Genomic DNA, 18,757 nt, shown 5'->3' with positions numbered 1-18,757 from the left:
CTACGAGGCCCTCCATTCTATCCCACACATGGCAGCGTTACTGCGATAGATAAACAACCTTGCGGTCCTTGCGCGATACGATGATCGGCTGCTTGTCGACGTAGACATAGGCGTAGTCCGGGCTATCGGGAATCGGTACCAGCTGAACCTGTTGGGGAACGACGGTTCCAACGGCAACATCGCCATCGATCACAACAGGATCCGAAGGATGGGCAATGACATAGTCGCGCGCTGGCTGTGGAACTTCCACGATGACAGCGTCCTGCGCAAAGGCATAAGTCGAGCCGGCGAGGAGCAATGCGGTGGTTATTGCAACGATGCGTTTCATAAGTTTTGTCTCCTTGTGTGTCCCTGGGCAAGAAACCGGCAATAGGCCCGTTTGGTTCCAGAAGAAGTGACAACCCTCACCAACTCGGGCTTTGCTGCCGCGAAAAGTCAGGGCCAGCGAACGGCGCTACAAGAGCCGGCGTGCTCCGCCAGCTTAGAAGATTTTTTGCCGCGTCGAATGGAACCCGACTTTGCCACGGCCGTTTTCTCGCTAGACAGTGGTGGCCGTGTTAACCAGACGCGACGGTAGGGCGGACAGGACAGTTTTTCTGGTTTCCGGTCCTGGCCAACGAAACGGCAGGCGAGCGCATAACCCGTCCGGCCGCCACTGTCACTGAACCTTACGTCTTCCATTTTTCATGGTGGTGGCCGGAACATTGCTCGTATCTGTGAATTGCAGGATAGAGGCAAAGATATCGGTCCCGCGTATGAAGGCATCCACAAAGCGAACTAAGGAAGAAGTGCGTAACGCCCGTGCGCGGCAAAAAGCCCGCGGCCGTCGCGCCAAGAAGCCTTCGGAGATTCCGGCGCTCGGATGGAAGGACGTCCTTTACCGGGTGTGGCAGTCGCTGTCACAAGACCGCATCATGCTGATAGCGGCAGGTGCCGCCTTTTATTTGCTGCTCGCCCTTTTTCCCGCCTTGACAGCCTTTGTGTCGCTTTATGGATTTCTTGCCGATCGTGCCTCTGTCGCGGGGAATGTTTCGCTGCTTGCCGGCATCTTGCCCAATGACGCGATAGCTCTGATACGTGCTCAACTCGAGGCACTCGCCGCGCAGGATACGAAGTTGCTTAGCATCGGCTTCCTGTTCGGTTTCGTCATCGCGCTCTGGAGCGCCAATAATGGCGTCAAAGGCATTTTCGAAGCGTTGAACGTCGCCTACGGGCAGAATGAGACCCGCAGCTTCGTCAAACTGAACCTCGTTTCATTCGTCGTTACTCTGGGTGGAATCTTTTTCGGAATCGTGCTGCTTCTGGCGCTGGGCATCATGCCGAAACTTCTTGACGCGATGGGCCTTGAAGGTTGGAGCGCCGGTTTGCTGAGCCTCGCCCGCTGGCCGGTTATGATGGGCGTTACCGTGGCTGCAATCTCGATCGTCTATCGCTACGGCCCGGACCGGGAATATGCGAAGTGGCGGTGGCTTTCGTGGGGTGCCGTATTGTCCGCTGTGATCGGCATCGCCGCCTCTGCAGCGTTCACATCGTATCTTACAAACTTTGCTGATTATAACGCCACCTATGGCGCCTTGGGCGCAGTAGCCGGCCTGATGATGTGGATGTGGATCTCATTGATCATTCTTATTCTCGGCGCAGAACTTAATGCGGAGCTCGAACACCAAACCGCAGTCGACAGTACGACAGGTCCGCCGCAGCCCATGGGCAAGCGGGGCGCGGTCGTTGCCGATACGCTGGGCGAAAGCGTGGCTGAATAATCAGCGCAGAATTTTATTGGTCATCACCCATTTCACTGACCGAGGCCACGCATAATTTGCGCCCATTCGCAGATCGGTGAAGCCCTCCGCAACGGTCTTGCCGCTTTTCGCATCAAGGATGCGAATGAATACGGCATGTTCGGTGCGGTTGACACGGGTGACGACGCCGAGGAGTGCGAGCGATGCGCCGTTCTGGCGAGCGATAGCGGCCTCGCAGCCCCCGCAATAGCGCAGCGCCTTCGCCTCTGCCTCCGCAGGCACCGTAACGCCCACCACAGTATAGCGGCCCGAGCCCGTGAGCATGTCCTTTGCCATTTGTTCTGACTCGGAAAGATAGCGCGTGTCGTGCTCATCGGGCGCAATGATGCCGGCGCCCGCACTCCTGTCTTCAAGTTCAATGGGAAATACTGCGATCGAGGCAGGCGGGTTTTGCTGAGCGCCGGCCGGGGTGCACATCATCAAGCCCAATGTCATCAGAAGCAACGGGCGCATGTTAACCCTCCATGCGGCTTTCCTCGCTGGGTAAGGGCCGAGGCGGACAAATCATGCCACGTTGCTGCTAATTCGCAAAGCCGCGGCAGGTTCGGCGGGAAATGATTACATAGGATAGATCAGCATCAGGACGCCGATTGCGATCAGTGCTAAGGCGGGCCAGTTGCGACCCGCGCCGAGGAATCCGAGACCTTGCCGTTTTGGCTCCAGTGTTGGTGCATTTTGATTGTCGGGATGCCTGGGCGGAGAGCTGAGCCGGCGCGAACTGATTGCCACCCACACTGCGTACAGTATGCCGAGGCAAACAATTAACGCGCCAGCTATCTTCATGGTTGAACTCCCCGGACGGCCTAAGTACAGCCGTTGGTTGGAAACTAGTTCTTGCAGTCCTCGGCCTTGGCCATGGCGGTCGGTTCGCCCTTCTGCTGCGCCTGCACGTCCTGCGCTGAGGTGGCTAAATTCTTGTCACCTGCGCCTTCCGTGCCGGCGAGTGGCATGGTTTGGCCGTCCTTCTGAGCGGTCTGGGGGCTATTATTGGTTGTTGTACCCGTACTGGCCGCACCCTTTTGTATCGTGCTGTTGCCCGAATTTTCCAAGGGAACGTGCGTGCCATCCTGGGCGATGCCCGGCTTTGCATCGGAATTTATCGATCCCGTTGTCGTCGGGCATGCGGCAAATGCGATACCGGGGGCAAAAGCCAGTGCGGCAGCGGCGATGATCGGTGCAAGCGCTTTCATGTGATTTCCTCCCTATGGGTTCAATATCGGTAAACCGGGCTATCGCGTTATTGTTCCAGTTGCGTTGGTCGCAAAAGGGCGGTGAACTTTCGCTCACCGCCAGCTATGGGCCCCAGAAAGCTCGGTGTAACCGTTGAGCTAGGGCGCGCTGACCTGGAAAATCAGCGCACAATGAACGCCCGCGAAAAATGCTCGTTCCGGCTTGGTCCGCAATCGTACCGAATTTGCTGCGCGGCAAATGAGCAAAAACGTTTATTCGCGCGGGGTGCGTGCTTCTCCTGGCGCTCTTGATCGCCGATATTGCAGGATATGTCTCGACGGTTTGAAGTGCGACTGAAAGCGGGTTGCATGAGATGCCGTCAGCAGCTCGTTTCTCCCTTCCATACTCGTCCAAAATTTTATCGCGTTCCTGCAACAGATGGCAGAGTCTGTACGTTTTCGGACGTTGTTCGCAATGCTTTCGCAGGCCAATTCCGATAGAGACAGGAGCACGTGATGAGTTTGGCAGCCGGCAACTTCGCCAACCATCTCCTTGCAATGAGCAGGGCTTGCAAGGGCGACGAACTGTTCGCCCATGTCGAAACGGTCGACCTCCCGCTCGGCATGCACCTCAACGAGCCGAACCGGACGATCCCGCATATCTATTTTCCAGAAAGTGGCATTGGATCGGTGATCACTTCCCTGTCCGATGGCCGCGATATCGAGATCGGACTGTTCGGCGCAGACGGGATGTCACATGTCGGCGCAGTGTTGGGCGACGAACTGAGCCCTTACCGCACCGTTGTTCAAGTGGCGGGAAAGGGCAACAGGATCGCTGCGGACCGATTTCGCAGAGCTATCGAGGGCAACAGCGACCTGATGCGATTGTTCCTGAAATACGCGCGCTCCTTCTCCATCCAGACCGGATCGACCGCGCTTGCCAATGGCCGGTCGACGATCGAGGCACGTCTCGCACGATGGCTGCTCATGATGCACGACCGGATCTCAGGCGAATATCTCGGTGTGACCCATGAATTCCTTGCAACGATGCTTGGCGTCAGGCGTCCCAGTGTCACCGATGCGCTGCATATTCTTGAAGGCGAACATCTCGTGATCTCGAGACGCTCGGAAATTGTCATCCGCGACCGCCATGGCCTCGCAGCGATCGCCGATGGTGCCTATGGACTTGCCGAGCGGGAAGCCGAAAGATTGACGGGCTGGCGCGGTAAGCCGCTTTCCCGCTCAGTCTGACCCGACGATTTCCACCGTGAACAGCCCACCCTGAACGGGAATGCGAAGCCGGCAGGGAACGGGGTGAAGCGGACTATGGGTATATGAAAACGGCCGGGAATTTTTCCCAGCCGCTTTCATTAACTGCATCGATTACCGGACCGACTATTTATTCTTGTGGCTCTGCTCGCCGGCCTTGCCCTGCCCTGTTGTTCACCGCTCTTGGAGGAACCGGATCCCTGCTGGGAGCCGCGTGAACCTTGTCCCTGTTCCTGCTGCTTGGACGTGCCCTTGCCGCTCTGTGAACTTCCGCTCTTTTGACTATTAGGCATTTGTCTTCTCCGTTTTGTTAACCCCGCATTCAATCAATCCGGCGCGGTGACGAATGTTCCTCCCTGTTGAATTGGAGATCGGAACTGTACGGTAGCGGACACAGCGCTTGTATGTGCGGTAGCGAATGGGCCAGTTTCGCAGTGTCAAGAACGTGTTCGTGACTTTGCTAAGAGTGGGTTCGGAAAGGAACAATTTAACGCGATGGAAGAAATCACCACCATGCTCGACGAGAGCTTTTTCCAACGAAGTTCGGAGGAGGTTGCCCGCGCCCTCATTGGCGTTTCTCTGTTTGTCGATGGGGTGGGCGGACCGATCATCGAAACCGAAGCCTATGCTCCAAACGATCCTGCCTCGCACAGTTATCGCGGGCCCGGGATCGCGAACCGGACGATGTTCGGTCCAGCAGGTCGCGCCTACGTCTACCGGTCGTATGGTATCCACTGGTGTCTGAATTTTGTGTGTCTCGAGGCGTCAGCAGTGCTTATCCGGGCAATAGAACCTGTTCGTAACATCGAGATCATGCAGCGCCGCCGCGCCGTCGATGACATAAGGCTATTGTGCTCGGGACCGGGAAAACTTGCCCAGGCGCTTGCTGTAGACAAGTCGTATGACGGCAAATCTCTGTTTGAGCCGCCTTTTTTGCTGGAGGCGGCAACGGATGCCTTCGAGATCAGCATAGGACCACGGATCGGTCTGACCAAGGCCGTCGAAACGCCGTGGCGTTTCGGCGCCCGCGCTTCGCCCTTTCTCAGCAGAAAGTTTCCCCTGAAATAGCCGTTCATGTAAGCCGCGTATATCGTCAGCGTGTTCATGGCCGCGGCAATAATTGTCCCGCGGTACCATCGAAAGATCCGCCGGGGCGCTGCCAGCGTATACATCCAAAACAGGGATCAAACATGCTTAAATACGGACTGGCATATTTCGTCACCGCAGTAATTTTCCTTGCGCTCGACATGTTGTGGCTTGGCACGATGGCGACGAGCTTTTACCGCGCCCGCATCCCAGACATAGTGGCGTCGGATGTGAATTACGCACCGGCCATCCTGTTCTATCTGATCTACGCGGTCGGCATCGTGATCTTCGCCTTAAGCCCGGCCATGGAGACCGGCCGATGGCACACCGCGCTGATTTATGGCGCGCTTTTCGGCTTTTTTGCCTATGCCACCTATGATCTGACCAGCCAGGCGACTTTGAAACAATGGTCGACCGCCCTTACGGTCGTGGATATTGCCTGGGGCACTTTTGCTTCCGGTTTGTCGGCGACCTTGAGCTTTCTGGCGACGAACTGGCTGCTGGCGAGGCTAAGCTAACACATCACTTACTCGCCACGAAGCATTGCGTCTGTTCAGTTGCGGTTGGAATGCGCGCGGACGAAATTTGCCGTATCGTCCAAAGTCGGAGCGACGAAGCGCATGGGCGACCCCATCGCGCCGATGATGCCGAGGTGTCCAACGCCCGGGTAGAGCTTTATATCAACGTTGTTTCCGCCAGCGCTCAACTTCTCGGCAAGCCGCGTGCTGTTTCGCGGAAAGACCGTCGTGTCGCTTTTGCCGTGCAGGAGCAGCGTAGGCGGCTCGTGGCGTCCGGCAAACGCCACGGGTTCGGCCAGCGTCGTCGTTTCGGCGGTGCTGAATATGGCCGCTATCTTTTCGTCCTGCGATGGCAGGAAATCATAGGGTCCGGCAATACCGACAAAACCCCCGAGGTCCCTGTTCGGCGTCATGCCCTCCCTCCCGAGCCACGTCTTGTCGAGTGCGAGCATCGCGGCAATGTAAGCGCCGGCGGAGTGGCCGACGACGAACAGCTTTGCCGGATCGCCACCGTATTGGCGTGCATGATCCCTTGCCCAGCGAACGGCCTTGGCGCCGTCGTCAAGAAAGCCTTCATAATGAACCTGGGGGTAAAGCCGATAATCGGGTATCACCGTAACAATCCCCTTGGCGGCCAAAGCCGATCCCACGAATTGATAGGTTTTCTTGTCGCCGTTCTGCCAGCTGCCGCCGTAGAAGAAGACGGCCACCGGGGCGGCATGCGCACCGGCCGGTGCGTAAACATCGAGCGTGCGCCTCGGCCCTTCGCCATAAGCGACGTTCTGCTCGACTCGAGCACCATTGGAAGTAGTGGCCATGTTCAAGATTGTTCCCGGCGAGCACGCCGTCAGGACCATGGCCGCACTAGCGACCGCCGCGATTGCCAAAAAGGGGCTCAAGTGCTCAAAACCCCATGAGGGGTTGGACAAGCCGGCCAACGAGGCTCTTCATCCGCAAGCGGCCATCGACCACGGCGAGACATATACAATCCTCATCAGGACCCGCTGCTGGCTCGTGCTCGAGACTGGCATCGGCAACGATGAGATCGCCGACATGGTAGTCGCCGTCCGCATCATGCAGCGAACCCTTGAGAATGAGCGTGTATTCGGTACCGGCATGGGTATGTTCGGGCAGCACCATGCCCGGTTTCGAGCGCAGCAGCATGGGGCGGTTGCGGGCGGAGCCACCGCGGCCGATCGAGCTCCAGCGTACGCCGGGCGCAAGGAATTTCCACTTGCCGATATCGTAATGTTCAAGCGGCTGCGGCAGGCGCATCCCCTCTGGCAACTCAGCGAGCCATTTGCCCCGTTCCACCACTTTGGAAGGCGGGCCTGAATCGATCCGCGCGAGCGTCTTCTCCAATGCGTCGGGCGAAAGAGCGCTTTCGGACGCGTCCTCAAGCGCGATCCCGCCAAAGATTTCGAAAGCGCGGACGCGCTCGGCGCTTTCCGGACACATCGTCAGGTGCGCCGCGACCACGAGCGCGGGACCTGGCGCCAGGGTTCCGGCGGCATAGGCCATCAAAAGGTCGTCGGATGGACGGTGGGACATCGTTACTGTTCCTCACCCAGCAGGCCGCGCAAGCGCTGCATGGCCAGCCGCAAGCGGGATTTCACCGTACCAAGTGGCAAACCCAGCACTTTGGCGATTTCACTGTGGGGTTTGTCATCGAAATAATGCAGACGTATGACGTTCAGCTGGTCCGCCGAAAGCAGATCGATCGCAGTGCGGACCCGGTGTTCGCTCTCGGTTCTTAGCACCTCGTCGGAGGGCGAGGCCGGAAGTTCGGGCGCCGGATCTTCAAGCAGATGCTGCGCCGGATAGCGCTCACGGCGTACTGAATCCACGCGCAAATTGCGTGCGATAGTGAATATCCAGGTCGAAGCGGAGGCTTTCGCCGGATCGTACAGCGCCGCCTTGCGCCAGACCATCAGCATGGTTTCCTGTGCGAGTTCCTCCGCCTGCCCGGCGGCCATGCCACCACGCATGAAAAAACCTTTCAGGCGTGGTGCAAAGTAGCCGAAGAGTTCTGCGAATGCCGCCTTGTCGGCCTGTTGCGCTATGGCAACGAGCCGCGCCGACTGCTCCGCCTTTTCCGTCATGATGACGCACCCGCCGGCAGGTGCGCCTTTAGCCCGACGCGCCGACATTGCTCGAAGCTGCCCCCGCCAGAGGGTCTCGAAATTGTAAGAGGCAAACGTACCGACGTCATTCATACCGCTCTATACGCAGGCCCACCGCAATCGGATCATCGCTTCGGGACCAGCGAAACTATCAATGATCCATTCCCGTATCTGCAACGTATTGATTGCAGCACAGGGAGACAACGTCTGATTTCCCTTGGCTGTCGGTGTTTGCAGGATGACTTCGGGAGAACAGGGTTGAAAATCGCAGTCATAGGGTCCGGTATATCCGGCATGTCGGCCGCATGGCTTCTTTCGCAGAAACACGAAATTACCGTCTACGAACGCGAAACGCGCATTGGCGGGCACAGCAATACCGTGATAGTACCCGGTGAGGGCGGCGTGGCCGTCGATACCGGCTTTATCGTCTACAATGAACAGACCTATCCCAACCTGACCGCGCTGTTTGCCTTGCTCGGCGTTGAAACCGCGGCGTCGGAAATGTCATTCGCCGTCTCGCTGGATAGCGGCAGGCTCGAATATTCCGGAACGGGCTTCAGCGGCCTTTTTGCCCAGCAACGTAACCTCGTCAATCCGCGGTTTTGGCTCATGCTGCGCGACCTCTTGCGCTTTTATCGCGAAACTCCAGCCCATGCGGGCAAGCTTGGCCTCATTGCGCTTGGCGATTTCCTCGAACGTGAAGGTTACGGCCGCGCGTTCCGTGACGATCACCTGTTGCCAATGGCATCGGCCATCTGGTCGGCGCCGGCTGCGAGCCTTCTCGACTACCCGGCCGAAGCATTCATCCGCTTCTGCGACAATCATGGATTGCTCAAGCTTGCCAACCGGCCTGTCTGGCGCACGGTCAAGGGCGGAAGCCGCAACTACGTTGAGCGCCTGACGGCGAATTACAGGAACCGCGTCCGCACCGGCTGCGCCGCCGCATCGGTCCGGCGTGCCGGCGATCATGTCGCGGTCTCAGATATCCACGGAGTGACCGCCATATTCGATCATGTCGTGATGGCGGGTCATGCCGACGAGACGCTTGCCCTGCTCGCCGACCCGTCGGCACTCGAGAAAAGACTGCTCTCCGCCTTTCGCTACTCGGTTAATCGCGCGGTGCTGCACGAGGATGAAACGCTCATGCCGAAGCGGCGTTCGGTCTGGTCGAGCTGGAATTACCTTGGCGAACGCAAGGAGATGCAGCCCCCAAGTCAACTCTGCGTCAGCTATTGGATGAACAGGCTTCAGCCCCTCGAAACCGAGCGCCAGTTCTTCGTTACCCTCAATCCTCGCCATGCGCCGGACCCGTGCAAGGTGCTGCATACCCAGACCTATGCGCATCCACTCTTCGACAGTGAGGCCATGCAGGCGCAGCGCCAGCTCTGGCAGTTGCAAGGGGCTCGCAATACCTGGTTCTGCGGCGCTTATTTCGGCGCGGGCTTCCATGAAGACGGGCTCCAGGCAGGCCTTGCCGTAGCCGAAGATTTGGGTGGCTTACACCGTCCTTGGACCGTTGCCGAGGAATCGGCGCGAATCCATCGCCAGCCATTGGCTAGTCCGGTAGAGGTTGCGGCATGAGCGCATTTTCCTCGGCAATCTATGCGGGCAAGGTGACGCACAAGCGTTTGCGGCCGCGGCAGCACTTCCTGCGCTACCGCATGTTTTACATGCTGTTCGACATTGATGAGATTGACCGGATCGCCCGGGAGCACTGGCTGTTTTCGCGCAACCGCTTCAATCTCTTCAGCTTCTACGACCGCGATCATGGCAATAAGTCTGAGGTCGCCAATGACGGCTCGCCGCTGCGAAGCTATGTCGAGGATCATCTTCGCGCGGCGGGAGCAGAGCCCGATGGCGGCGCAATCCGCCTGATGTCGATGCCGCGTATCCTCGGCTATGTGTTCAATCCCCTCAGTGTCTATTTCTGCCATGATCGCGCCGGCGCATTGGCCGCATTGATCTATGAGGTGGATAACACGTTTGGCCAGCGTCACAGCTATGTCTTCCCCCTCGACAAAGGCACCGGCAGCGCCGGACCATTGCATCAGGAATGTGCCAAGGCGTTTTATGTCTCGCCCTTCATGGAGATGGCGCTGGGCTACGATTTCACCATCAAGATTCCCGATGACGCCGCCTCGATCGTGATCAATGCCAGCGACCGCGAGGGCCTGATCATCGCCACCGCTTTTGCCGGCAGGCGGAAGGAATTCAGCGACTGGCAACTAGCGAAATTGTGTTTCGCCTATCCCCTGCTGACCCTTAAAGTCATTGCCGGCATACATTGGGAAGCGCTGCGGATATGGTTGAAGGGCGTCGGCCTCAAGCCTCGGCCGCAGACACCCGTTCAGACCAAAACCATCATAGCGCGATCGACCCGGGCAGAATGACTGACGACAACACTGATAAGCCGGCGATCGTGCTCTTTCGTCACGACCTACGTATCCGCGATAACCGCGCGCTGCTGGCTGCCGCCGGCTCCGGCAAACCGGTTATCCCGATTTTCCTTTCGGATGAGACGAATGAGGATTCGCGGCCAATCGGCGGCGCGCGGAAGTGGTGGCTGCACCATTCACTGAAAGCGCTGGGCGCTTCGCTCGAAAAACTGGGCGGCCGGCTCATTCTGCGGCGGGGAAACACTGCGGCGATTGTCGACGAAGTACTGGATGACACCGGAGCCGATGCCGTGCTGTGGAACCGTCGTTACGATCGACCCGGCGTTGCCATTGATACGGCACTCAAGGCCGGATTATCAAGCCGGGGAATCGCGGCCGAGAGCTTCGAGGGCCATCTGTTGCACGAGCCATATGCGCTGAAGACAGGCTCCGGTGGGTATTACCGCGTTTATTCCCCGTTCTGGCGCGCGCTGAATGCCCAGCCCGAGCCCCGCGACCCACTGGCTGCGCCGCGAGAACTATTGGCCTGGCCGCACCCGGTAACGACGGACAGTCTCGACGACTGGGCGCTTCTGCCCCATGAGCCCGACTGGGCCAATGGCTTTTTCAGAGACTGGACACCTGGTGAAGAAGGAGCCCATGAGCGGCTTGCGGACTTCCTCGACGGGTCGATCGACCGCTACGTAGCCAAGCGCAATCGTCCTGACATGGAGGCGACATCGCGATTGTCGCCGCATCTTGCCCATGGCGAGATAACACCCTTCCAGATATGGCATGCCTTAAGGGCGCCCGAAGGGCTCGACCATCGATCCGGCGCGGAAAAGTTCCGCGCAGAGGTAGGCTGGCGGGAATTCTCCTGGCATCTGCTTTTCCACAATCCGAAGCTGCATTCGGAAAACTTCAAGCCGGCCTTCGACAATTTCGCATGGGCGGGCGATGCCGGGGGCCAGTTCACCGCCTGGAAGCGCGGGCTGACCGGCTACCCCATCGTCGATGCCGGCATGCGCCAGCTTTGGCAGACGGGATGGATGCACAACCGGGTGCGAATGGTCGTCGCTTCCTTCCTCATCAAGCACCTGCTCGTTGACTGGCGCGAGGGCGAAGCATGGTTCTGGGATACGCTCGTCGATGCGGATCCCGCCAACAATTCTGCGAGCTGGCAATGGGTGGCTGGGTCCGGCGCCGACGCCGCTCCCTATTTCCGCATCTTCAATCCCGTCCTTCAGGGTGAGAAATTCGATCCGAAGGGGGACTATGTTCGAAAATTCGTACCGGAGCTGAAGACGCTCCCTGCAAAATTTGTGCATCAGCCGTGGAATGCGCCCGAAGCCGTTCTGAGAGAGGCGAATGTCAGTCTCGGCGAGACTTATCCGTGGCCCATCGTTGATCATCAAGCCTCCCGCCGCCGAGCACTGGATGCCTATTCCGCAGCGATGAGGTAACGATCTGGTGCTGGAGTCGGACGGGTCTCCCAGGCAGGATACAAGTGTGTCCCAAGACGTATCATCGCTGCGTGGAGGGTCTTCACTCTGTTCTCATCGCCCTTGGCCAGAGCCTGCTTGTGTGGATCGAACTTGTCACGGGGTTAGTCCGCGCCTAGTGTTTGCAAGGAAGCAAACATTAAGGGCATGGGGCTTCGTGACATCATGGATGCCGCACCAAATACATCATTTCGCGTGGTCTACACCATTAACGGCGTCATAAGGGTGGCGACTATCGAGCCGTGGGTGACGCTGCTTGATCTGCTACGGGAGGAGTTTGATCTTACGGGCACCAAGAAGGGGTGCGATCATGGCCAATGTGGTGCGTGTACCGTGCTCATTAACGGTATTCGGATCAACAGTTGCCTGGTGCTCGCCGTTAGCCGCAGCGGCTCCGTAGTGACAACAATCGAAGGCATTGGAACTCCCGACCAGCTTCATCCCCTGCAGGCGGCGTTCGTGAAACATGACGCTCTCCAATGCGGATACTGTACACCCGGGCAAATATGCTCGGCCATCGGATTGATTTCGGAAGGTATCGCGAAGACGCGGGACGAGATACGCGAAGGCATGAGTGGTAATCTCTGTCGCTGTGGTGCCTATATCGGGATCGTGGACGCGATCGAAGAAGTCTTGGCAGCGGCACCCGACGCGAACTCGTTGCCATGAAGCGGTTCACATATGTCCGAGCCGCGTCGATCGATCAGGCGATCGAAAGTCTCTCCGTCCATGCAGCCGCAAAACTGTTGGCCGGAGGCACCAACCTCATTGATTTGATGAAGTACGACGTATCGACCCCGACGACCATTATCGACATCAACGACTTGCCGCTCCGTGAGATAAATGAAACCGCCGATGGAGGATTGCGCGTTGGCGCGCTCGTGACAAACTCCGAGGTTGCCATTCACCCGTTTGTCGCGCGACATTATCCTTTACTAGCCAGCGCCATCTTCGCCGGCGCGTCGGCCCAGTTGCGCAACGCGGCCACAGTCGGGGGCAACCTCATGCAGAGAACGCGTTGCCCGTATTTTTATGACGTGCTGACTCCTTGCAACAAACGAGCGCCGGGTAGCGGATGTCCGGCTCGAACCGGGCTGAACCGCAACCATGCAATACTTGGCGCGAGCCAACTTTGTGTGGCCACCCACCCGTCCGACATGTGCGTTGCCCTCGCAGCCATCGGAGCGACAATAATCGTTCAAGGCCCCAAGGGAGTACGCTCCATTCCCTTCGCTGACTTTCACCGACTGCCGGGCGACTCGCCTGAGAAAGACACGACGCTGCTCGATGACGAAGTCATTCTTGAAATCTTGTTACCGCCGGTGCTTGAGCATCATCGATACAGCTATTTGAAGATCCGCGATCGCCTGTCTTACGCCTTTGCCATCGTCTCGGCCGCGGTGTTGCTAACGATCAACGACGAAGCCGCGGTTTCGTTGGCCCACATCGCCTTGGGCGGCGTCGCGCACAAACCGTGGCGGAACACGGCGGCGGAAGCGCTGTTGATCGGCCGGCCTGCGTCTCGTGTGAACTTCGACCAGTTCGCATCGATGCTGCTATCAGGCTCCGTTGCATTGTCTGAGAACGACTTCAAGATAGACCTTGCCCATCGGACGGTCGTTCGAGCGCTTGAACAGGCCGCATCACGAACGCCTCAGTCGCAGTTCGACAAGCGTGTCCATTGAGGGATAGATGGATCAAGAGCAGACGGTCACGGGCAAGAGCATTCTCCGAGTTGACGGACCACAGAAGGTTCGGGGCGAGGCCAAATATGCTGCCGAATACAATATTCCCGATCTCCTGCATGCGTACGTCGTGACGGCGTCGATCGCGAAAGGTCGAATACTGTCGATCGATCTTGCTACAGCAAGACGTTTTCCGGGCGTGGTCGAGGTTCTGTCCCACAAAAATCGCCCATGGTTCTGGCCAGTCTCATTTCTTTATAAGGATGCAGCGGGTCCGCCAGGAAAGCCATTCGTGCCGTTATACGATGACCGCGTGTATTTCAGCGGTCAACCCGTCGCGCTGGTGATCGCTGAAAATTACGAAGCTGCGCGTGATGCGGCCGCTTTGGTAAAGGTGACATACAAAGCCGAGCAGCATACCACCGACCTCGCTGCATCAGCGGCGTTCAAACCGCGGAAACGCCGGATCGGTGTCGCCCCTGTCCCTCATCCGACAGGAAACGCCGATCTGGCGTTCGCAGTTGCTCCTCTGAAAATCGAATCGACCTACACCACCTCTCCGGAAAACCATCATCCCATGGAATTGTTTGCAACGACGGTGAAGTGGGGCAAGATCGTCACCGTTTACGACAAGACGCAAAGCCCAAAGAGCGTAGAGCTCTTCCTCAAGTTCGCGTTTCGCTTGATCGGACGCAAAGTGCGGGTTGTCAGCAGTTATGTCGGCGGTGCGTTCGGTCTTGGTCTACGACCACAGCAATCGGTCTTTCTGGCGTTGATGGCGGCGAAGGCGCTCAAACGCTCTGTCCGACTGGTCCTGCCGCGCGACCATATGTTTGCGCTCGGGTACCGCGCCAACGCCGTCCAAACCGTATCCCTTGCGGCCGACGAGCAAGGCCGTTTGCAGGCGATCAGGCATCGAGCCGTGGCCGCCACCTCGCAATTTGAGGATGCCCAGGATCCGATGCTGCTATTCTCTGCAAGCCTTTATCGGTGCAACAACATCAAGCTCACCTACGAACTGGCAAAACTCGACACTGTTTCGCCTTGTGACATGCGCGCTCCTGGTGCGGCGACCGGAATGTTTGCGCTGGAATCCGCGATGGACGAACTGGCTTACGTCCTCGATATGGATCCTCTGGCTCTGCGCCTCACAAACTACACGGAGCGGGACCAGAGCGAAAATCGACCATTTAGCAGCAAGGCACTACGCGAATGCTATGCTCTGGGAAGCGAGCGTTTTGGCTGGCACAAGCGCAGTCGCGCACCGCGGTCGATGCGCGAGGACAAAGAACTGATCGGTTGGGGCATGGCTACAGGAGCTTGGGAGGCCGCAATGTCACCCGCGCCCGCGCGGGCAAAAGTTATGGTCAGGAGCGACGGGAAGTTCGAGGTGACATCATCCATCACCGACATCGGCACCGGTACCTACACGATCCTAAGTCAAATCGCAGCGGACACTCTTGAAACGACGATGGACCGCGTTGTGATACGGCTTGGAGATTCAGCCTTGCCCTTTAATCCAATTCAGGGCGGCTCATGGACGGCAGCAACGTCTGGCGCTGCCGTCCAGTCCGCTTGTCGCAAGCTCAAGTCGACGATCAGGTCGCGGGCGAAGCATACAGGCGTTTTGGGGCGTGGGCAGGGTGCCGAGCTACTTTCTGCATCCGCTCTCATCGATTTGTTGAAACTGCAGCGCGGCCGCAAACTAAGCGCAACCGCCACGATGTTCAGCTTCCCGTTTGGCAAAAAGTTCTCCAGTGCCACCCATGCGGCAGTGTTCGCCGAGGTCCGGGTCGACGAGGAGCTATCAGTGGTGCGTGTCACCCGCATCGTATGTGCCGTAGCCGCCGGACGCATTCTTAATCCCAACACTGCCCGCAGCCAGATCATCGGCGCAACTGTCATGGGGATTGGGAAGGCGTTGCACGAGGACGCCGCCTACGATCACAACCTCGGACGCTGCATGGCACACGGTTTCGCAGACTATCACATCCCTACCAATGCCGACGTTTATGACATAGACGTCGTGTTCGTCGACGAGACGGATGCCGAGGTTAGCCCACTGGGCGTGAAGGGCGTCGGCGAAATCGGGGTCGTCGCCGTGGCACCTGCCATCGCGAACGCAATCTTCCATGCGACAGGAGAAAGGATGCGACACCTTCCGATTACCATCGATCGTCTGGCACGCGCCGGATCACGATGACCGAAGCGCTGGATGAGGGTCCCTTCTTTCACGGCACAATTGCGGATTTGCGCGTTGGTGATTTGCTCACCGCAGGATACCGGTCGAACTATCGACCTGAAGTGGTGATGAACCATATCTACTTCACTGCCATTGTGGACGGTGCCGGACTTGCCGCTGAGATCGCAGCTGAACTTAGCAATGGCGGCGCAATCCCGCGTGTTTACGTCGTAGAACCGACCGGGACATTCGAGAACGACCCGAACGTGACCGACAAGAAATTTCCCGGCAACCCCACACGGTCGTATCGCAGCAGCGCACCGCTCAAGGTCATCGACGAAATCACGCATTGGACCAGATTGACGCCCGAAGCACTACGGTTATGGAAAGAACGACTGACCACACTGCGCTCAGACGAACGAGGCGAAATCATCAACTGATCCGAGAGGGACACGCATCGTGTGCTCATCAAACGATCGGATAGCTAAAACGCGATGATCAGATCTCCACCCTGAACTGGACAGCCAAATCCGGCACGCCGCTACTTCGAGATTTTCCTGCGATTTTTCTCACACCCGATCCAAGGCCTGCATTCTAAGATCCGCGCTGAAGAGCTGACCTTCCGCTTCCGCAATGTGTCGTCATTCAACTCAACGTCGTAGTAGCGCGCCCGGTCATCGGTAGTCACCATCCTCGTCCACCGGCACATCATATGTCAGTAATGGTAAAACCAAAGGTCTCAAGCATTCGCGGCAACAATGAATTGGTTGTAGCGTGCTCACTAGTTGAGCAGCGTTTTATCGAATCGTACGGCCCAGTCCTATTGGGACAGGAGTTGGATGATATGGACAGCTAAAATGAGACAATTCTTTGCAGATACGTTTGCCCTTATTGTGTTCTCAACCGTAGCCGGGATAACGGTCGAGTTCTTCATCGTTGGACTGACCCCATCACAGGTATTTCAGGCGCGGCTCGCTGCCATCCCCGTTATTGTTGTCACTGCCCGACCTTACGGGATTTATCGCGATTGGCTGTTCGCCCTGTTTGATGCGCCGACAGGCAACCGAGCTAAAAAGACGGCGGTCGATATCAGCGCATTCGTTACGTTTCAAGTTCCAATCTACTGCGCAATCCTGGCGCTCGCCGGGGCGACTATCATGCAAATTGTCACCGCTGTAGGGTCAGCCATTATCGTTTTGACGGCCTCGGGTCGCCCCTATGGACTCTTTCTTGAGTGCGGTGTTTATAAGAATGCCTGAGGCACAGATTTGCCGGAGCCGTTGTCATTGCTGGACATTTCTCGGAGGGAGTTTCTAACAGGGGTTCTTATCAAGTGGTCAAAGAAGATCGAAGATTCCAAATATGATACAGGCGGCACTTGCTATAACCAAAGGCGTTCGCGGAACAATGGGGTGGCGGGCATTAAAACGCTGCGGCACTGCATGCGCAATAACAACTCTTATTGACGTGGGGGAAACGGCTACGGCGTCGAGCCGACGCGATCTTGAATGCATACCAACAATAAACTGTGATTTTATGAACTTTCGATTAGCGGATACTCTGCCTGTGCACCACAAGACCAAGGAGTTGAACGATGAGAACAATCCTCGTATTTGCCGCCGCTTGCGGGCTCACCGTGTCGGCCGCTTCGGCCGAGTGTGTCGGACATACCGCCTCCCTTGACAAAGAGATCACAACGGCAAGTGTTTCGAAGGACCAAACACAGGACCAGACCACTATTCAAACTGATGCTAGATCAGTAAAAAAGGAACCGCCGCAATTCGAAGGCGAATAGCTGGTGCCCCCCAGGAACAGAGCCTTGGAGAACTCGGTGCTCAAGAAGGATCGGTCCTGGTAAGTGCGTAGATTGCCTAGCTAGTTGTTGCCGGATGTCGGCGCTACACATTGGAGATATTGAGGCACGCGCTTATTGTCCGCTTTGGTTTCTGGAAGCTGAGCTGTTTCCTTGCTCTTAACCCGTGCGTATCGAAGATGCGCCGAGGACGATCGGGCCAAACACCACCGCAAACCAAAGGTACTCCATTCTAGTGTCCTTCAGTGGCAAGATGACGATGCCCACTTTTGGGTGGGCCGATCTCGGGAATGGAGGAGAGAAGGGCGGCGATCAAAACTGGAAGCGTCGTCCACAACAAATCATAGGCGACCATGGGTCAGCGGCCTCCAAGTTCGCTCTCGATCTTCTTGCGACTGCCGCCGTGCTTCTTGATGAGCTCAAGGGCTCGGTCCTTGCTGATGTCATGTTTCGTCATGAGGTAGTTCACCTCGTAGTCCTCGCTTGCCGATACTGTGGCGCGGTCTCGATTGTCCTGCTTGGATTTGTCATCTGACATTTGGGTTTCTCCGCGGCTGTGGCTGATTGTTTCTCAACAGCCGCAAAGGATTTAGGTTCCCTGTCGCCTTAAGTGGGGATCGGCCACTAACCCGATTGCGCCGCTCATGGCGAGCAGCGCTTTCCTGGGTGCCAGTTGTTGCTTACTTATCGAGATCCTGGGCCATCATCAGATGATGTTCCAAGGCCGGCTCTGTCGTAGCGGCCCACGCCTTAAGGTCGGGATTATCGCCGCCTTCGCCGTAGCGCTTGAATAAGTCAACTGCGTCTTTGTGCGCCGAAACCTGATCGGAGTGATACTGCTTGGTGAAATCCTCACTTTGCAGACCGTTGAGCTTATCAAGCGTGCTTTTCTGCGCTGATGTCATTGCCGTAGGGATTGAGGCCTTGACCTTCCCGCCGTCAACCAATTGCTTCAGCTCCGCCGACGTCTTCTGATGGTCCGCGATCATCTGCTTGGCGAAAACCTTGGTAGGATCGTCAGCCCGTCCGCGGCGAGCTTACTGGACTCGATTTCAAACATGTCACTGGTGGCAGCTTCCATAACGAAATCTTCCGTTTTGGGGGCCACCCCGATCAGAGAGTTGACGCCGGTCTTTTCAGCCGCCGTCTGGGCAAACGTCGGCGTTGACATCATTAACAAGGCAACAGTCACTAAAAGCTTGTTCATCTGGGTTCTCCTTTGCACTGAGCGAACAA

The 18,757-nt window shown here is 57.5% G+C and carries 19 protein-coding genes and 1 pseudogene; 12 read left to right on the top strand and 8 right to left on the bottom strand.

Annotated features, from left to right (window positions below; all coding sequences use genetic code 11):
- Window positions 1-37 precede the first annotated feature (37 nt).
- The gene (locus tag BR48_RS0114780; protein ID WP_027232021.1) at window positions 38-328 is read right to left on the bottom strand and encodes a DUF1236 domain-containing protein; all 291 of its coding nucleotides are present in this window, start codon (window positions 326-328) and stop codon (window positions 38-40) included.
- Between the two features lie 460 nt (window positions 329-788).
- Between BR48_RS0114780 and BR48_RS0114775 the strand changes: the two genes are divergently transcribed.
- Window positions 789-1,760: a YihY/virulence factor BrkB family protein gene (locus BR48_RS0114775; protein ID WP_245273514.1), complete on the top strand. Its 972-nt coding sequence runs from the start codon at window positions 789-791 to the stop codon at window positions 1,758-1,760.
- On the opposite strand, the gene BR48_RS24645 is transcribed toward BR48_RS0114775, so the two are convergent.
- Window positions 1,761-2,252, bottom strand: coding sequence for a DUF2380 domain-containing protein (locus BR48_RS24645; RefSeq protein WP_051615031.1), 492 nt, complete (start codon window positions 2,250-2,252; stop codon window positions 1,761-1,763).
- A gap of 374 nt (window positions 2,253-2,626) precedes the next feature.
- A complete protein-coding gene (locus tag BR48_RS0114760) occupies window positions 2,627-2,989 on the bottom strand; it encodes a hypothetical protein (RefSeq protein WP_027232018.1) in 363 nt (120 codons plus the stop codon).
- Window positions 2,990-3,484: 495 nt separating this feature from the next.
- On the opposite strand from BR48_RS0114760, the gene BR48_RS24640 reads away from it, so the two are divergent.
- The 3 genes from BR48_RS24640 (at window position 3,485) to BR48_RS0114745 (ending at window position 5,841) form a co-directional block, all read left to right on the top strand.
- The gene (locus BR48_RS24640) at window positions 3,485-4,219 is read left to right on the top strand and encodes a Crp/Fnr family transcriptional regulator (protein ID WP_051615027.1); all 735 of its coding nucleotides are present in this window, start codon (window positions 3,485-3,487) and stop codon (window positions 4,217-4,219) included.
- A 513-nt stretch (window positions 4,220-4,732) separates the two neighbouring features.
- Complete coding sequence (locus BR48_RS0114750) at window positions 4,733-5,305, top strand: DNA-3-methyladenine glycosylase (RefSeq protein ID WP_027232017.1); 573 nt, start codon at window positions 4,733-4,735, stop codon at window positions 5,303-5,305.
- A gap of 122 nt (window positions 5,306-5,427) precedes the next feature.
- Entirely contained in the window at window positions 5,428-5,841 is a 414-nt protein-coding gene (locus BR48_RS0114745; RefSeq protein ID WP_027232016.1) for a DUF2177 family protein, read from the top strand.
- A 35-nt stretch (window positions 5,842-5,876) separates the two neighbouring features.
- Here the strand turns inward: BR48_RS0114745 and BR48_RS0114740 are convergent, their stop codons facing one another.
- The 3 genes from BR48_RS0114740 to BR48_RS0114730 all read right to left on the bottom strand — a co-directional run bounded on the left by BR48_RS0114740 (window position 5,877) and on the right by BR48_RS0114730 (window position 7,943).
- A complete protein-coding gene (locus BR48_RS0114740) occupies window positions 5,877-6,659 on the bottom strand; it encodes an alpha/beta hydrolase (protein WP_051615025.1) in 783 nt (260 codons plus the stop codon).
- A gap of 85 nt (window positions 6,660-6,744) precedes the next feature.
- Window positions 6,745-7,392 carry a ChrR family anti-sigma-E factor gene (locus BR48_RS0114735; protein ID WP_027232014.1) on the bottom strand — a complete coding sequence of 216 codons (648 nt, stop codon included), beginning with the start codon at window positions 7,390-7,392 and terminating at the stop codon, window positions 6,745-6,747.
- A gap of 2 nt (window positions 7,393-7,394) precedes the next feature.
- Window positions 7,395-7,943, bottom strand: coding sequence for a sigma-70 family RNA polymerase sigma factor (locus BR48_RS0114730; protein WP_036814688.1), 549 nt, complete (start codon window positions 7,941-7,943; stop codon window positions 7,395-7,397).
- A 279-nt stretch (window positions 7,944-8,222) separates the two neighbouring features.
- On the opposite strand from BR48_RS0114730, the gene BR48_RS0114725 reads away from it, so the two are divergent.
- The 8 genes from BR48_RS0114725 (at window position 8,223) to alaE (ending at window position 16,967) form a co-directional block, all read left to right on the top strand.
- Window positions 8,223-9,545, top strand: coding sequence for an NAD(P)/FAD-dependent oxidoreductase (locus BR48_RS0114725; RefSeq protein ID WP_051615023.1), 1,323 nt, complete (start codon window positions 8,223-8,225; stop codon window positions 9,543-9,545).
- Window positions 9,542-10,354 (top strand): DUF1365 family protein, encoded by an 813-nt coding sequence (locus BR48_RS0114720; protein WP_027232011.1) that lies wholly within the window; start codon window positions 9,542-9,544, stop codon window positions 10,352-10,354. The genes BR48_RS0114725 and BR48_RS0114720 overlap by 4 nt, the downstream gene beginning before the upstream one ends.
- Window positions 10,351-11,802, top strand: a complete 1,452-nt coding sequence (locus tag BR48_RS0114715; RefSeq protein WP_027232010.1) for a deoxyribodipyrimidine photo-lyase — start codon at window positions 10,351-10,353, stop codon at window positions 11,800-11,802. Before BR48_RS0114720 ends, BR48_RS0114715 begins: the two co-directional genes overlap by 4 nt.
- Window positions 11,803-11,988: 186 nt before the next feature.
- Window positions 11,989-12,510, top strand: a complete 522-nt coding sequence (locus BR48_RS0114710) for a 2Fe-2S iron-sulfur cluster-binding protein (protein ID WP_027232009.1) — start codon at window positions 11,989-11,991, stop codon at window positions 12,508-12,510.
- Complete coding sequence (locus BR48_RS0114705; RefSeq protein ID WP_027232008.1) at window positions 12,507-13,526, top strand: xanthine dehydrogenase family protein subunit M; 1,020 nt, start codon at window positions 12,507-12,509, stop codon at window positions 13,524-13,526. The genes BR48_RS0114710 and BR48_RS0114705 overlap by 4 nt, the downstream gene beginning before the upstream one ends.
- Window positions 13,527-13,533: 7 nt before the next feature.
- Complete coding sequence (locus BR48_RS0114700; RefSeq protein WP_027232007.1) at window positions 13,534-15,729, top strand: xanthine dehydrogenase family protein molybdopterin-binding subunit; 2,196 nt, start codon at window positions 13,534-13,536, stop codon at window positions 15,727-15,729.
- A complete protein-coding gene (gene arr, locus BR48_RS0114695) occupies window positions 15,726-16,148 on the top strand; it encodes an NAD(+)--rifampin ADP-ribosyltransferase (RefSeq protein WP_027232006.1) in 423 nt (140 codons plus the stop codon). Before BR48_RS0114700 ends, arr begins: the two co-directional genes overlap by 4 nt.
- A gap of 417 nt (window positions 16,149-16,565) precedes the next feature.
- Window positions 16,566-16,967 (top strand): L-alanine exporter AlaE, encoded by a 402-nt coding sequence (gene alaE, locus BR48_RS0114690; protein ID WP_027232005.1) that lies wholly within the window; start codon window positions 16,566-16,568, stop codon window positions 16,965-16,967.
- Window positions 16,968-17,879: 912 nt separating this feature from the next.
- Here alaE and BR48_RS0114680 read toward each other — a convergent pair.
- Together BR48_RS0114680 and BR48_RS24635 are read right to left on the bottom strand one after the other, a co-directional pair.
- On the bottom strand, window positions 17,880-18,059 hold the full coding sequence (locus BR48_RS0114680) for a DUF3606 domain-containing protein (protein ID WP_027232003.1): 180 nt from the start codon (window positions 18,057-18,059) through the stop codon (window positions 17,880-17,882).
- A 142-nt stretch (window positions 18,060-18,201) separates the two neighbouring features.
- Window positions 18,202-18,728, bottom strand: a pseudogene (locus tag BR48_RS24635) (DUF4142 domain-containing protein).
- Window positions 18,729-18,757 lie beyond the last annotated feature (29 nt).

The organism is Phyllobacterium sp. UNC302MFCol5.2, from assembly GCF_000686005.1.
GTDB classification, from domain to species: Bacteria; Pseudomonadota; Alphaproteobacteria; order Rhizobiales; family Rhizobiaceae; genus Phyllobacterium; species Phyllobacterium pellucidum.
The sequence above is the reverse complement of the archived record's forward strand: the minus strand, read 5'-3'. Positions and strand labels throughout refer to the sequence as shown.